General features: G+C 68.1%; 13 protein-coding genes. 9 read left to right on the top strand and 4 right to left on the bottom strand.

From position 1 onward, the window contains the following. Position 1: 1 nt before the first annotated feature. Complete coding sequence (locus A5650_RS18705; protein ID WP_067294761.1) at positions 2-406, top strand: tautomerase family protein; 405 nt, start codon at positions 2-4, stop codon at positions 404-406. On the opposite strand, the gene A5650_RS18710 is transcribed toward A5650_RS18705, so the two are convergent. Then, positions 403-2,760 carry a glycoside hydrolase family 65 protein gene (locus A5650_RS18710; protein ID WP_067294764.1) on the bottom strand — a complete coding sequence of 786 codons (2,358 nt, stop codon included), beginning with the start codon at positions 2,758-2,760 and terminating at the stop codon, positions 403-405. The genes A5650_RS18705 and A5650_RS18710 overlap by 4 nt on opposite strands. Further along, positions 2,757-3,509: a beta-phosphoglucomutase family hydrolase gene (locus A5650_RS18715; RefSeq protein ID WP_067294767.1), complete on the bottom strand. Its 753-nt coding sequence runs from the start codon at positions 3,507-3,509 to the stop codon at positions 2,757-2,759. The genes A5650_RS18710 and A5650_RS18715 overlap by 4 nt, the downstream gene beginning before the upstream one ends. 149 nt (positions 3,510-3,658) lie before the next feature. Here A5650_RS18715 and A5650_RS18720 point away from each other — a divergent pair, with 149 nt between their 5' ends. The 6 genes from A5650_RS18720 (at position 3,659) to A5650_RS18745 (ending at position 8,643) form a co-directional block, all read left to right on the top strand. Further along, positions 3,659-3,979 (top strand): CD225/dispanin family protein, encoded by a 321-nt coding sequence (locus A5650_RS18720; RefSeq protein ID WP_067091278.1) that lies wholly within the window; start codon positions 3,659-3,661, stop codon positions 3,977-3,979. A gap of 8 nt (positions 3,980-3,987) precedes the next feature. Beyond that, positions 3,988-4,398, top strand: a complete 411-nt coding sequence (locus tag A5650_RS18725) for a DUF2752 domain-containing protein (RefSeq protein ID WP_502687083.1) — start codon at positions 3,988-3,990, stop codon at positions 4,396-4,398. A gap of 28 nt (positions 4,399-4,426) precedes the next feature. Then, positions 4,427-5,986, top strand: a complete 1,560-nt coding sequence (gene guaA / locus A5650_RS18730) for a glutamine-hydrolyzing GMP synthase (RefSeq protein ID WP_067294773.1) — start codon at positions 4,427-4,429, stop codon at positions 5,984-5,986. A 129-nt stretch (positions 5,987-6,115) separates the two neighbouring features. Continuing rightward, positions 6,116-6,790: a DnaE2-dependent mutagenesis accessory factor ImuA' gene (imuA', locus tag A5650_RS18735; RefSeq protein WP_067294779.1), complete on the top strand. Its 675-nt coding sequence runs from the start codon at positions 6,116-6,118 to the stop codon at positions 6,788-6,790. Between the two features lie 27 nt (positions 6,791-6,817). Beyond that, entirely contained in the window at positions 6,818-8,383 is a 1,566-nt protein-coding gene (locus A5650_RS18740) for a DNA polymerase Y family protein (RefSeq protein WP_067295434.1), read from the top strand. A 29-nt stretch (positions 8,384-8,412) separates the two neighbouring features. Next, a complete protein-coding gene (locus A5650_RS18745; protein WP_067294782.1) occupies positions 8,413-8,643 on the top strand; it encodes a DUF6480 family protein in 231 nt (76 codons plus the stop codon). On the opposite strand, the gene A5650_RS18750 is transcribed toward A5650_RS18745, so the two are convergent. Further along, complete coding sequence (locus A5650_RS18750; RefSeq protein WP_067294787.1) at positions 8,636-9,673, bottom strand: nucleoside hydrolase; 1,038 nt, start codon at positions 9,671-9,673, stop codon at positions 8,636-8,638. The genes A5650_RS18745 and A5650_RS18750 overlap by 8 nt on opposite strands. 24 nt (positions 9,674-9,697) lie before the next feature. Next, positions 9,698-11,677, bottom strand: coding sequence for an SDR family oxidoreductase (locus A5650_RS18755; protein ID WP_197501920.1), 1,980 nt, complete (start codon positions 11,675-11,677; stop codon positions 9,698-9,700). A 54-nt stretch (positions 11,678-11,731) separates the two neighbouring features. Between A5650_RS18755 and A5650_RS18760 the strand changes: the two genes are divergently transcribed. Together A5650_RS18760 and A5650_RS18765 are read left to right on the top strand one after the other, a co-directional pair. After that, positions 11,732-12,601, top strand: coding sequence for a MaoC family dehydratase (locus tag A5650_RS18760; RefSeq protein WP_067294795.1), 870 nt, complete (start codon positions 11,732-11,734; stop codon positions 12,599-12,601). A gap of 57 nt (positions 12,602-12,658) precedes the next feature. Further along, positions 12,659-13,543 (top strand): universal stress protein, encoded by an 885-nt coding sequence (locus tag A5650_RS18765; RefSeq protein ID WP_067294799.1) that lies wholly within the window; start codon positions 12,659-12,661, stop codon positions 13,541-13,543. Position 13,544 lies beyond the last annotated feature (1 nt).

A 13,544-nucleotide genomic window follows, 5' to 3' on the forward strand; every position in this document is an offset into this window, starting at 1 on the left:
AATGCCTGTCTACACCTGCACCATCGCCGAGGGCACCCTCGACGCCGATACCAAGGCCAACCTGGCGTCCGAGATCACCAAGATCCACTCAGACGTCAACCACGTGCCGAGCACCTACGTTAACGTCGTGTTCAACGAACTGCCCGCCCACAACGTGTACACCGACGCCAAGCCTGCACAGCCGCTGATCATCAACGGTTGGGTGCGTTCCGGTCATCCGGAGGACGAGACGAGCAGGTTGGCGATCGAGATCGCCGATGCGGCAACACGAATCACAGCAATTCCGCCGGCGCGGGTGCTCGTCATCATCGGTAACAGCCCCGCCCGTTTCGCGATCGAGGGCGGCCGCGTGCTGCCCGAACCCGGTCAGGAGCAGGCGTGGCTGGCGGCGGGCAGTCGTACCTAGGCGGGGCGCCGGCGCACCGGCTCGCGCCCGGGCGGTTGCGCGGGCGTCGGCAGCAGCGGTTTGCACCAGCGAACCGGCACGGTGGTGGGTTCCCGCGCCGCGAGCTGCAGGTCCTCGCCGCCATGGCGGATGAGCAGCTCGCCTTCCGGGCCGTCGCGCAGCGTATAGGTGACGTCGTCGTGGGTGGCGTCGACGGTGAGGCGGAAGTTCCTCCACCGCAACCGGAATCGAAGTCGAGAGATCCCGTCGGGCAGCCGCGGGTTGAGCTCGAGCACGCCTTCGTCGTCGCGCAGCCCGCCGAACCCGGCCACCATCGCCGCCCACGCCCCGGCCAGCGATGCCATGTGCAACCCGTCGCGGGTGTTGTGGTGCAGGTCGCGCAGATCGATCATCGCCGCCTCGTAGGCGTAGTCGTGCGCGAGTTCGAGATGGCCGACCTCGGCGCACATCACCGCCTGCGTGCACGCCGACAGCGACGAGTCCCGGGTGGTGCGTTGTTCGTAGTAGTCGACGTTGCGGGCCTTCTGTTCGGCGGTGAACGCGTGGCCCTGCCAGTGCATGGCGAGCACCAGGTCGGCCTGTTTGACCACCTGCGCCGGGTAGAGCCGGACGTACGGTTCGTTCAGCAGCAGCGGGTAGACCGTGTTGGTGTGAAAGTCCCACTCCCGCAGCGTCGTGAAGCCCTCGCACTGAGGATGCACGCCGAGTTCCTCGTCGAACGGGATGTTGGCGCTATCGGCGGCGTGACGCCACGCGGCCATCTCCTCGGTCGAGACGCCGGCCGCCTGGGCGGCGTCGACATTGCGGGCGCACGCGTCGGCGGCCGCCCGAAGGTTGGCCGCCGCCATCAGGTTCGTGAACACGTTGTCCCGCACGATGGCCGTGTACTCGTCCGGTCCCGTCACCCCGTCGACGTGCCACACCCCGTGACGATCGTGATGACCGAGCGATGCCCACAGCCGCGCGGTCTCGATCAGCACGTGCAACCCGCACTCCGCTTCGAGTGAGTGGTCGCCCGTGACGATGCGGTAGCGCTCGAATGCCATCGCGATGGTGGCATTGACGTGGAACGCCGCGGTGCCCGCCGGCCAGTAGGCTGAACACTCCTCGCCGCGGATGGTGCGCCAGGGGTATGACGCGCCGTCGAGGTCCAGCAGCGTCGCCCGCTCCTTGGCCTGCGAGAGAATCGAAGCGCGCCAACGCAATGCGTCGGCTGCAGCCGAGGGGTGGGTGTAGGTCAGCACCGGCAGGACGAAACCCTCGGTGTCCCAGAAGGCGTGCCCGTCATACCCCGTCCCGGTCAGGCCCTTGCCGGGAATCGCGCGACGCTCGGCACGCGCGCTGGCCTGCAGGACGTGGAAGAGGGCGAACCGTACCGCCTGCTGACAGTCGGGGTCGCCCTCCACCTCGACGTCCGCACCGTCCCAGAAGTCGTCGAGGTAGTCTCGCTGGGCGTCGAGCAGCCCCTGCCATCCGGTGTAGCGGGCACTGCTGAGCGCCGCCGCCGCCTGGTCACGCAACGCCGGGCGCGACCGCAGACTGGACCACCCGTAGGCGAGGTACTTGACGATGCGCAGGCGTTGTCCGGGACGCAGGCCGCAGATGACCGTCGTGTTGGCCCAGTCACCGCCGGCGCCGGTGTCCACCTCGACCCGACCGGGAACCTCGATGTCGTGGTCCATGGCCGCGGCCATCATCAGGTTGCTTGCACGGGTGCGGTGCAGCAGGATCGCGCCGTGTTCGGAGTGTTCGTGCTGCACCGGCTCCAGCGGTCGTTCCAGGACGGCCGATACACGTGGGTCATTGGTCGACGGCGGCAACTCCTCGTTGGCCACCAGTTCCGATTGCACCGTGACACGGGCGAATTCGTCATGTGCCTCGACGATGTACTCGATGGCTGCGACACTGCGCTGGGTAAGCGAAACAATCCGCGTCGAAGTGACTTTGATCTTCTTGCCCGCCGGAGAACGCCAGCAAGCGGTGCGTGTGAGCGTGCCCGCCCGAAAATCCAGAATGCGTTCGTGATCGAGCAATTCGCCATACCGGACGTCGAACGGTTCGTCGTCGACCAGCAGCCGCATCAATTTGCCGTTGGTGACGTTGACGACCGTCTGTCCGTCCTCGGGCCAGCCGTATCCCGCCTCGGCGTACGGAAGGGGACGAACCTCGTAGAACGAATTGAGGTAGGTGCCGGGCAATGCGTGCGGTTCGCCTTCGTCGAGGTTTCCGCGCATGCCGATGTGGCCGTTGGACAACGCGAACAACGACTCCGACTGTGCCAGGACGCTGAGGTCGAGCGATCTCTCGCGGACCTGCCACGGCTCCACGGGGTAGATGTCGTCGTGCAGGCTCATGTGAGCAGCTCCGCGAGATCGGACACCACGATGTCAGCGCCGCTGCGCCGCAACGCTTCCGCCTGGCCGACCCGGTCGACACCGACCACCACCCCGAAGTGTCCGGCCCGGCCCGCCTCCACACCGGAGAGCGCGTCCTCGAAGACGGCGCCCTGCTCGGGTTCGATACCGAGAAGTTGCGCGGCGCGCAGGAATGAATCGGGCGCGGGTTTCCCCGCAATGTTCTCCTCCCGCAACACGACACCGTCCACGCGGTATTGGACGAATCGGGCAAGGCCGGTCAGCTCGAGCACCTCGCGGGTGTTGGCACTCGACGACACGACCGCGATACCCAGACCCGCGTCGGCGGCGGCCTGCAGATAGCGGCGCGAGCCCTCGAACACCTTCACCCCGTCGGTCCGCAGGATCTGTTGAAACATATCGTTCTTCGCGTTCCCCAGCCCGTGCACGGTTGCGTTCGTCGGCGGGTCGTCGGGGCCGCCGTCGGGCAACTCGATGCCCCGGCTGGCAAGAAACGATCGCACCCCGTCCTCGCGTTTCTTGCCGTCCACGTAATTCAGGTAATCGGTCTGCATGTCGAACGGTGTGAACGCCTCACCGGTGCGCTCCGCTCGTCGCCGTAGGAAGTCGTCGAACATCGCCTTCCACGCCTTCTTGTGCACGCTCGCGGTGTCCGTCAGCACGCCGTCGAGGTCGAACAGCACAGCGCGGATCCCGGCGGGTAGACCCAACTCTCCGGTTCCAGGCACCAATCACCCATTCCCGTTATCGCGCGCGAACATACCTACGCATCGAAGAACTTATCGCAGCGATCTGAAATTGGGGCAGACAGCAAACAATTGCCCTATATTGAGCGGGCTTGTCGTTCGACAGGGTGCTACTCGAGAAAAGGGACCCCATGACCTATCCGCCTCAGCCCCCGCCGCCACCGCCTCAGGGTTATGGGCCACCGCCAGGAGGTGTTCCGGCACAGCAGCCCGACAGCAACCTCGTATGGGGAATCCTCGTTACGGTGTTGTGCTGCTTGCCGTTTGGCATCGTGTCGATCATCAACGCCAGCAAGGTCTCCGGCCTGTGGCAGTCGGGTCAGTATGCGCAGGCGCAGAAGGCCTCCGACGATGCGAAGAAGTGGGCGATCTGGGGTGCGATCGCCGGTGTGATCGTCATCGTCATCTACCTCATCATCGGGGTCGCGGGCGGCGGCCTGGCCAACATGTGACGTCACATGTGACTTCCGTGCGCTCGCTCACCGCGCCGCTGGCGGTGGCCGCCGCCGCGGTGGGCGGGTGCGCGGCCGTCTGGCTGGCCGACCCGACCGTGCCGGGGGGCATCCTGCCCGTGTGCCCGACCAAGGCGTTGCTCGGCATCGACTGTCCCGGCTGCGGCAGCCTGCGGATGATCTACTCGCTGCTGCATCTCGACCTGGCGGCGGCGGTCCGGTTCAACGCGCTCGCCGTGATTGCGTCGGTGCTTCTGCTCTGGGCGTACGGGGCCTGGGTCTACGGCTCGCTGGCCGGCAGGCGGGTACGCAGTTGGCAGCATCTACGGTGGTCGGCTCCGGTGGCCGTGGTGGTGACCGTGGTGTGGTTCGTGCTGCGCAACTTGCCGTTTGAGCCGTTCACCGCGTTGCACGTGTGACGTCGGTTGGGCCAACTAGACTGACCGCGTGACATCAGGATCTCCCCGGCCCGTTTTGGTAGTCGATTTCGGAGCGCAGTACGCGCAGTTGATCGCCCGGCGGGTCCGCGAGGCTCGGGTGTACTCCGAGGTGATCCCGCACACCGCCAGCGTCGAGGAGATCAAGGCCCGCGACCCCCAGGCCATCGTGCTCTCTGGTGGTCCGGCGAGTGTCTACGAGGAGGGCGCCCCGCAGCTGAACCCGGAGCTGTTCGATCTGGAGGTTCCGGTGTTCGGCATCTGCTACGGCTTTCAGGCCATGGCGCAGGTGCTGGGTGGAACCGTCGCGCGTACCGGCACCCGCGAGTACGGCCGCACAGAGCTGAAAGTCACTGGTGGAGAACTGCATTCGGACCTACCATCCACTCAGCCGGTGTGGATGAGCCACGGCGACGCGGTGACCGAGGCTCCCGACGGCTTCGAGGTGGTGGCCGCCAGCAGCGGTGCGCCGGTCGCGGCGTTCGAACATCGCGGCCGTCGGCTGGCCGGTGTGCAGTACCACCCGGAGGTCATGCACACCCCGCACGGGCAGCAGATCCTGAGCCGCTTCCTGCACGAGTTCGCGGGCATCGACTCGACGTGGACGCCGGCCAACATCGCCGACGCGCTCGTCGAGCAGGTGCGCGAGCAGATCGGCGACGGGCGGGCCATCTGCGGACTGTCCGGTGGGGTGGACTCCGCGGTCGCGGCCGCACTCGTGCAGCGCGCCATCGGCGACCGGTTGACGTGCGTGTTCGTCGACCACGGCCTGTTGCGGGCGGGGGAGCGGGCGCAGGTGCAGCGTGACTTCGTCGCCGCCACCCACGCCAACCTGGTCACCGTCGACGTCGCCGACCGGTTCCTCGAAGCGCTGACCGGGGTGACCAACCCCGAGGGCAAGCGCAAGATCATCGGACGCGAGTTCATCCGGGCGTTCGAAGGGGCGGTGCGCGGCCTGGTCGAGGGCGGCGGGCCTGAGGTCGACTTCCTGGTGCAGGGCACGCTGTATCCCGACGTGGTGGAATCCGGCGGAGGGTCGGGTACCGCGAACATCAAGAGCCACCACAACGTCGGCGGCCTGCCCGACGACCTGAAGTTCAGGCTGGTCGAGCCGTTGAGGTTGTTGTTCAAGGACGAGGTCCGCGCGGTGGGCCGCGAGCTCGGCCTGCCCGAGGAAATCGTTGCGCGCCAACCGTTCCCGGGTCCCGGTCTGGGCATCCGGATCGTCGGCGAGGTCACGGCCGCGCGGTTGGAGACGTTGCGGCGCGCCGATGCCATCGCGCGTGAGGAACTGACCGCCGCCGGGCTCGACGGCCAGATCTGGCAGTGTCCGGTCGTCCTGCTGGCCGATATCCGGTCGGTGGGCGTGCAAGGTGACGGCCGGACCTACGGGCATCCGATCGTGCTGCGCCCGGTGTCCAGTGAGGACGCCATGACCGCCGACTGGACGCGGGTGCCGTACGACGTTCTCGAACGCATCTCGACCCGCATCACCAATGAGGTGGCTGAGGTGAACCGGGTGGTACTGGACGTGACGAGCAAGCCGCCCGGCACCATCGAGTGGGAGTAATTCTTCCCGGGTTTCGCCTCCCGAAGATCGACTGAACCCGCTTGACGCTGTCGGTGGGTGGGTGTTTACTCGGCGTATCGAACATACATTCGAAGAACCAGTGAGTCAGACGATGCAGGAGGTGCTGTTGTGACAGCTGCCGTGAGCCTGGATCAGCGTCAGCTTACCCGCGCTGAACAGGTGGAACACTTGCGTCGCAAGATCGCGGCGGTATCCAGCAAGGTGGGCGCGGGCCGACGCGGAGCCGCTTCGAACACCGAGCCGCTTCCGGACTCGGAAACTTTGCTGCCGATGCCCGAATCGCTGGACGGTCTCCTTCCCGCGCCGTTGCCGCGCGGGTCGGTGGCGGTGGTGTCGGGTGCCCGGTCGCTGTCGCTGAGCATGGTGGCGGCGGTGACGGCGGAGGGCGGCCACGCCGCGATCGTCGGCCAGCCCGACGTCGGCCTGCTGGCGGCCGTGGAGATGGGTGCCGACCTGAGCCGGATCGCGGTCATCCCCGAACCGGGCGCCGATCCGGTCGAGGTCGCCGCCGTGCTGATGGATGGGATGGATCTGGTGGTGCTCGGCCTGGGCGGGCGGTCGGTGCCGGCCACCCGCGCGCGGGCGATAGTCGCGCGGGCCCGTCAGAAGGGCTGCACGCTGCTGGTCACCGGCGGCGACTGGCAGGGGGCGTCGGCCCGGTTGGAGGCCTCGGTGTGCGGATACGAGATCGCGGGGCAGGGACGTCCGGGGTTCGGCCGCATCAGCCGGGTCCGACTGGCCACCCGGGCCAGGGGGCGGTCCGTCCGTGCGGTAGGCGGATGAGTGTCGCGCGTTCTCGCCATCTGGTGCATGGACTGGCCCGCCGTCGCCGCGGCCGCCGCCGCCGACCTGCCGTCCACCGCCTCGATCGCGGTGACCCTGGCAAACCGGGTCATCGCCTGTTCGGCATCGGCGCGGGCAGTGGGGGTACGACGCGGGTTGCGGCGTCGGGAAGCGCAGGCGCGGTGCCCGGAACTGCATGTGGTCACTGCCGACCCGGCACGTGACGCCCGCCATTTCGAGAACGTGACGATCGCGGTGGATGACCTGGTGCCGCGCGCCGAGGTGTTGCGGCCGGGCCTGCTGGTGCTCCCGGTACGAGGCGCGGCCCGGTACTTCGGATCCGAAGAAGCCGCCGCCGAGCGGTTGGTCGATGCGGTGGCCGCTGCCGGTGCCGAATGCCAGGTGGGGGTCGCCGACCAGTTGCCCACCGCGGTCTTCGCTGCGCGCGCGGGGCGGATCGTCGAGCCCGGAAAGGACGCGGTGTTCCTGTCGGCATTGTCGATCCGTCAGCTGGCCACCGAGCCGAGCCTGGCCGCACCAGGCCGCGAAGATCTGGCAGACCTGCTGTGGCGCATGGGAATTCGCAACATCGGACAGTTCGCCGCGCTGTCCCGCAGCGATGTGGCCTCGCGGTTCGGTGCCGACGCGGTGGTCGCGCACCAGTTCGCCCGCGGTGAGCCCACCCGTGGTCCGTCGGGCCGGGACCCCGAGGCCGAACTCGACGCCGTCATGGACTGTGATCCGCCGATCGAACGGGTGGACGCCGCGGCCTTCGCGGGCCGGTCGCTGGCCGCCGACCTGCACCGCACCCTGGCCGCGTCCGGTGTGGGCTGTACGCGGCTGGCCATCCACGCCCGTACCGCCAATGGTGAAGAGCTGGAACGGGTTTGGCGCTGTGCCGAACCGCTGACCGAGGACGCCACCGCCGACCGGGTGCGCTGGCAGCTCGACGGCTGGCTGAACAGGCGCAACCCCAACGACCGGCCCACCGCGCCCATCACGGTGATCCGGTTGCGCCCGGTGGAGGTGGTGTCGGCCGAGGCGCTGCAGCTGCCGCTGTGGGGCGGGGTTGGCGAAGAGGATCGGCTGCGTGCCCGTCGCGCGCTGGTGCGCGTGCAGGGCCTGCTCGGGCCGGAGGCGGTGCAGGTGCCGGTGCTCAGCGGTGGCCGGGGACCCGCCGAACGCATCACGCTCACCCCGCTGGGCGATGAGCCGGTGCCGCGGGCCGATCCGCGCCAGCCGTGGCCCGGGCAACTGCCCGAACCGTCGCCGACCGTGCTGCTCGACGATCCGGTCGAGTTGTTCGACGCCGACGGCAGGCCGGTGCGGGTGACCGCGCGTGGCCTGTTCTCCGCCAACCCGGCGCGGTTGGACGCACCGGGCAAGGTGGTCAAGGCGGGCAGATTGGCTTGGTGGGCGGGACCCTGGCCGGTCGATGAGCGGTGGTGGGATCCGGAAGGCCGCAAGGCGGGCCGCACCGCCCGCGCGCAGGTGCTGCTTGACGGCGGGTCCTCGCGCGACGCCCGGACGGGGCAGGCCCTGCTGCTGTGTTACCGCCAGCGCCGGTGGTACGTCGAAGGGATTTATGAATGACGCCCGCGTGACGGGGTACCCGCACGCCAATGACCGCCATACCGCCCGATCCAGAACCGGCCGAAACACCCGACCTCGAACCCGGTGGTGGAGTGCCGCCAGGGGCCACGCCGCCCGACTCCGATCAGACCTCCGGTGTGGGTGCCGTCGAATCCCGGCCGCGGCGCCGGTGGACGCCGACCGCCGTGGTCAGCGTCATCGCTGTCGCTGTTTTCCTGCTGTTGTTCCTGGCCGTCGTGGTCGGCGTGTTCTTCACCTGACCGTTGCGGCGAACGCGCCGACCCGCGCGATGAACCGGTCGAAGAACCCGGCGGGGTCGACGTCGACTCCGATCAGCGCGTTGGCTTCCCGTCCCCAGCGGTTGCTCCAGTCCGCGATGGTCATGCCGCGCGTCAGTGTGCCCGTGAGTTCGACGTCGACGGTGGTCGCCCGGTAGCTGACGAGGTCGGGATCGAGTGCCACCGCCGCGGCCAGCGGGTCGTGCAGGTGCGCGAGATAGCCCTCGTCCTGGTCGAAGTGGAATTCGAAGTAGAACCGCATGGCGTCCTCGAGCACGGCGATCAGCGGGTTGTCCGACGCCGATCGGGTACCGCGGACGTCGGAGACGCTCATTGCCACCGACGCCGCGCCGGCCTCCTCTGCGAGCCGGTTCAACAGCGCGGGTGTCATCGCAATATGTTCGGTCAGGTTCAGGCCCAACACGATCGGCAGGTGTGCGGGTTTCTCGTCACCCCACGCGCCGGTCCAGTTGGTGAACACCTCGGCGGCGGCTTCGGGGTCCACGCTGATGTTCCACTCGGCGACCGGGGTGGTGTTGCCGCGGTAGTCGAACGCGCCGCCCATGATCACCAGTCGACGCAACAGCGTGGGAAGCGCCGGTTCGGCGCGAAGCGCCAGTGCCAGGTTGGTCAGCGGTCCGGTGGCCACCGCGATCAGTTCGCCGGGGAACGCTCGAGCGGTGCGAACCCACGCCTCAGCGGCGTCGTATTCGGTGAGCCGTCGCCCGGATGGCTTCAACTGGGCGTAGCCCATCCCTTCGGGACCGTGGGTGTCCTCGGCGGTGCGCAGCGGTGAACTGACCGGCTGCTCGGCTCCTTTCGACACCGGGATCTCCGGCATCCGGCACAGGTCCAGCAGGCCGAGGTTGTTGCGGCAAACTTGTTGCACCGGAACGTTTCCCGCCGTCGATGCGATACCGACTACTTCGGCGTCGTCGCTGGCGAACAGGTAGGCCAGCGCCATGGCGTCATCGACACCGGTGTCGACGTCGACGAAGACGGGCTGAGTCACCCTGCCAACGATAGGGATTCGCGGTTACCAGTGCACACCCGGCACCAGGCGCACCGCGGACTTCACCGGCCGCGGTATTCGGACGGGCGGCTTCGGGCGGCGCGGTGGACGTGGCGTCCGTGCGGTCCTCGCCGCCGCCGGCACCCCGCGAGCTGCAGGTGAATCCGGATATCCGAGATAGAGCTGGTGCAGGATCCGCCGCGAGAGCTTCGGCGTGAAGTAGTTGCCGAAGTCGGCGAGCGTGCCCAGCGGCGTGTCGATTCTGGCCGGCTTGTCGATGAGACCGCGCACCACCATGGCCGCGGCATGTTCGGCGCTGATCGGAGGAACCGGGTCGAGCCGGCGCGACGGCACGATCATCGGCGTGCGCACCAACGGCATGTGGATGGTGGTGAACGTGATGTGGTCGGAAAGCGTCTCGGTCGCGACCACATCGGCGAACGCGTCGAGCGCGGCCTTCGTCGGAAGGTAGGAGCTGTACTTCGGATTGCGCGCCTGCACGCCGGCGCTCGACACGTTGACCACATGGCCGAACCGTCGTTCCCGCCAATGCGGTAGCAGCGCAAGGACCATCCGCACAGCGCCGAAGTAGTTGACGGCCATCACGCGCTCGTAGTCGTGCAGGCGGTCGGTGGACGCGGTCACCGAGCGGCGGATCGAGCGGCCGGCGTTGTTCACCAGATAGTCGACGTGGTCGAAGCGGCCGAGGATGTCCTTGACGGTGCTCTCGACCGACGTCGAGTCGGTGACGTCGCAGGTGAACGCATGGGCTTGACCGCCGCCGGCCCGGATCTCGGCGACCAGGTCGTCGAGCGCATCGGCGTTGCGCGCCAATGCGAACACGGTCGCGCCGCGTTCGGCGATCGCACTGGCCGAAGCCCGTCCTATTCCGCTCGAGGCACCCGTGACGATCACGTGCTTGCCGACCAGCGGACCGGCCGGATCGTCGCGCCGAGCGCGGTCGGGGTCGAGGTGTTCGGCCCAGTAACGCCACAGCGCAGGGGCGTAGTCAGCGAAAGCTGGGACCACGATCCCCGTGCCCCGCAACGCTTCTGAGGTGCGATCGGCGGTGAACGTCGGCATTAAGTCGACGACGTCGAGAACTTCGGCTGGCATGCCGAGTTGCGTCGCGACCATGTTGCGCACCACCTTGACGCGGCCGGTGGCCTTCAGCAGGGGTATCGCGGTGGAACGGGGAAGCGACGCGCGTAGCGGCGGGAGTCCGGCGCTTCTGGCCACGGAGCGGTAGATACCGCGCAGCCCAATCGTTTTCGGTGCGGTCAGGTGGAATGTCTCACCGTCGCGATCGCGAAGATGCATGAGAGCGACGAGCGCGTCGGCCACGTAGTCGACCGGGACGAGGTTGGTCCGGCCGGTGTCGGGCAGTGCCATCGGCGTGATCGACGGCAACGAGGCCAGCCTCGCGAGCATCGGAAAGAAGTAGTACGGCCCGTCGATCTTGTCCATCTCACCGGTACGCGAATCGCCGACGACGACGGCGGGCCGGTACACCCGGTACCGCAGCCCGGGCGTCGTGCGGACCAGCTGCTCGGCCTCGAACTTGGTCCGGTGATACGGCGTCGGCAGTTCCTGACCGACGTCGAAGTCGTCCTCGGTGAACTCGCCGCGGAAGGTGCCCGCGACGGCGATCGAGGACACGTGGTGCAGAGCTGCGTCGAGTCGTTTGGCGAGGTCGATGACCGCGCGGGTGCCGTCGACATTGGCCGCGCGCTGGTCGGCGTCGGAGGCGGTGATGTCGTATACGGCGCCGCAGTGCACGACGTGGTCGACGGCGCCGATGTCATGAAGCCCGAGATCCGGTTCGCAGAGGTCACCGACCAGCGGTTTCACCCGTTCGCCCCAGGTGGCGGCGAGTCGTTCGAACCGGGACAGCGAGGCTCGGCGCACGAGCACGAGCACCTCGGCGTCGCCGCTGCGGGCCAACAACCGCGTCACCACTCGTCTGCCGATAAACCCGGTACCGCCGGTAACGACATAGCGCATGCGAGTCATCGTGGACCGCCGCGGCCGAGACGTCAATGCGGATATCGTTCGGAGATGCCTCTCGACCCCAACGCCATCGGCGCCAAGACCAACCCGCAATTGTTCGAATGGACCGACCGCGACACGTTATTGTATGCGCTGGGCGTCGGCGCCGGCACCGCGGATCTCGCGTTCACCACCGAGAACAGTCACGGCATCGAGCAACAGGTGCTGCCGACATACGCGGTGATCGCGTGCCTGCCGTTCGCGGCGGCGGGCCTGATCGGCTCGTTCAATTTCGCGATGCTGCTGCACGGTTCCCAGGGGATCAGGCTGTATGAACCGCTGAAGCCGGCCGGAAAGCTGAGCGTCGTCGCAGAGGTCGCCGACATCCAGGACAAGGGTGAGGGCAAGAACGCGATCGTCATGCTCAAGGCGACGGGCACGGATCCCGACACGTCGAAGGTGGTGGCGGAGACCTTCACGACGGCGGTGATCCGCGGTGAGGGTGGCTTCGGCGGCCAGCCGGGGCAGCGACCGCCCGCTCCGGAGATCCCCGACCGGGAACCGGACGCCCGAATTGCGTTGCCCACGCGGGAAGATCAGGCTTTGATCTATCGGCTGTCGGGCGATCGCAACCCGTTGCACAGCGATCCGTGGTTCGCGCGGGAACTGGCGGGCTTCCCGAAGCCGATCCTGCACGGGCTGTGCAGCTACGGAGTGGCGGGTCGTGCGTTGGTCGCCGAACTGGGCGGGGGTGACGCGACGAAGGTCAGCGCGATCGACGCCAGGTTCACCTCGCCGGTGTTCCCGGGAGAGACGCTGACGACGTCGATCTGGCGGACCGAGGCCGGTCGCGCGGTGTTCCGCACGGAGGCGGCCGAACCCGACGGTTCGAATGTCCGCCTCGTGCTGGAGGACGGCGCGGCCGAATACCGCGACTGACGCTCATTTGGTCGATCCGGAGGCGTGTGCCGCCGGGGATTGACAGGATGGTCGACCATGAGGCTCGTCGTTGGATACCTGGCCACTCCCGGCGGTGCGGACGCGCTTGCGCTCGGTGTGCGGTTCGCGCGCACGCTGGGCGCCGAACTCGACCTGTGCATGGTGCTGCCGCCCGACCGGGTGGTGCCATCGATCAAACCGGTGGGGGATTTCGAGAAGCACCTCGTCGAGCAGGCAGAGCAGTGGCTGGAAGGTGCGCGCGCTCCGGTGCCCGACGACATTGTGGTGCGCAGCCATGTCCGCGTCGACGAGTCGGCGGCCGACGGGCTGATCCAGGAAGCCGCGCGGGTCGAGGCGGACATGATCATCGTCGGCGGATCCGGCGGCCTGGCGGCCAGCTTCTCGCTGGGGTCGGTGGTCAACGGCCTGTTGCACTCGGCGCCGTTGCCGGTGGCGGTGGCGCCGCGGGGTACGCGGAATTCTCCAGTCGACCGTATGCGTGAGGCGACGTGCGCGATCGGTGAGCGTGAAGGTGCGGATGTCCTGTTGGACATGGCTGTTCGCTACAGCCGGGCCGCGGGCACTCCGCTGCGGTTGGTGTCGCTGGTCGCACTGGACCCGACGTTCGGGGCGTTGCGCGGGGACGGTGAGGCGTTGCTCGAGCGGGCGCTCGCCCATGCGCGCCACGTCCTCGATGTGGCGAAATCAGAGTTGCCGCAAGACTTCCCAGTGACATCGACGCTCGTGGAGGGTGCGACCATCGAAGAGGCGGTGGGCAAGCTGGACTGGCGTGACGGGGACCTGATCATGGTCGGGTCGAGCCGGCTGAGCGCGCCGCGGCGGCTATTCCTCGGCTCGAAGGCGGCCAAGATGCTAAGGGTGCTCGACGTGCCGATGGTGGTGGTGCCGCGCGAACAGTTCGGGCGCGAAGATCTGCCTTAGT

Origin of the sequence: Mycobacterium sp. 1164985.4, assembly GCF_001668575.1 — a bacterium.
Classification (GTDB): Bacteria; Actinomycetota; Actinomycetes; order Mycobacteriales; family Mycobacteriaceae; genus Mycobacterium.

What these genes read in the sequence shown, in the direction of transcription:
- A5650_RS18705 (WP_067294761.1), top strand. Translation starts at nt 2, where the DNA reads ATGCCTGTCTACACCTGCACCATCGCCGAGGGCACCCTCGACGCCGAT.
- A5650_RS18710 (WP_067294764.1), bottom strand. Translation starts at nt 2,760, where the DNA reads ATGAGCCTGCACGACGACATCTACCCCGTGGAGCCGTGGCAGGTCCGC.
- A5650_RS18720 (WP_067091278.1), top strand. Translation starts at nt 3,659, where the DNA reads ATGACCTATCCGCCTCAGCCCCCGCCGCCACCGCCTCAGGGTTATGGG.
- A5650_RS18740 (WP_067295434.1), top strand. Translation starts at nt 6,818, where the DNA reads ATGGACTGGCCCGCCGTCGCCGCGGCCGCCGCCGCCGACCTGCCGTCC.
- A5650_RS18745 (WP_067294782.1), top strand. Translation starts at nt 8,413, where the DNA reads ATGACCGCCATACCGCCCGATCCAGAACCGGCCGAAACACCCGACCTC.
- A5650_RS18755 (WP_197501920.1), bottom strand. Translation starts at nt 11,677, where the DNA reads ATGCGCTATGTCGTTACCGGCGGTACCGGGTTTATCGGCAGACGAGTG.
- A5650_RS18760 (WP_067294795.1), top strand. Translation starts at nt 11,732, where the DNA reads ATGCCTCTCGACCCCAACGCCATCGGCGCCAAGACCAACCCGCAATTG.
- A5650_RS18765 (WP_067294799.1), top strand. Translation starts at nt 12,659, where the DNA reads ATGAGGCTCGTCGTTGGATACCTGGCCACTCCCGGCGGTGCGGACGCG.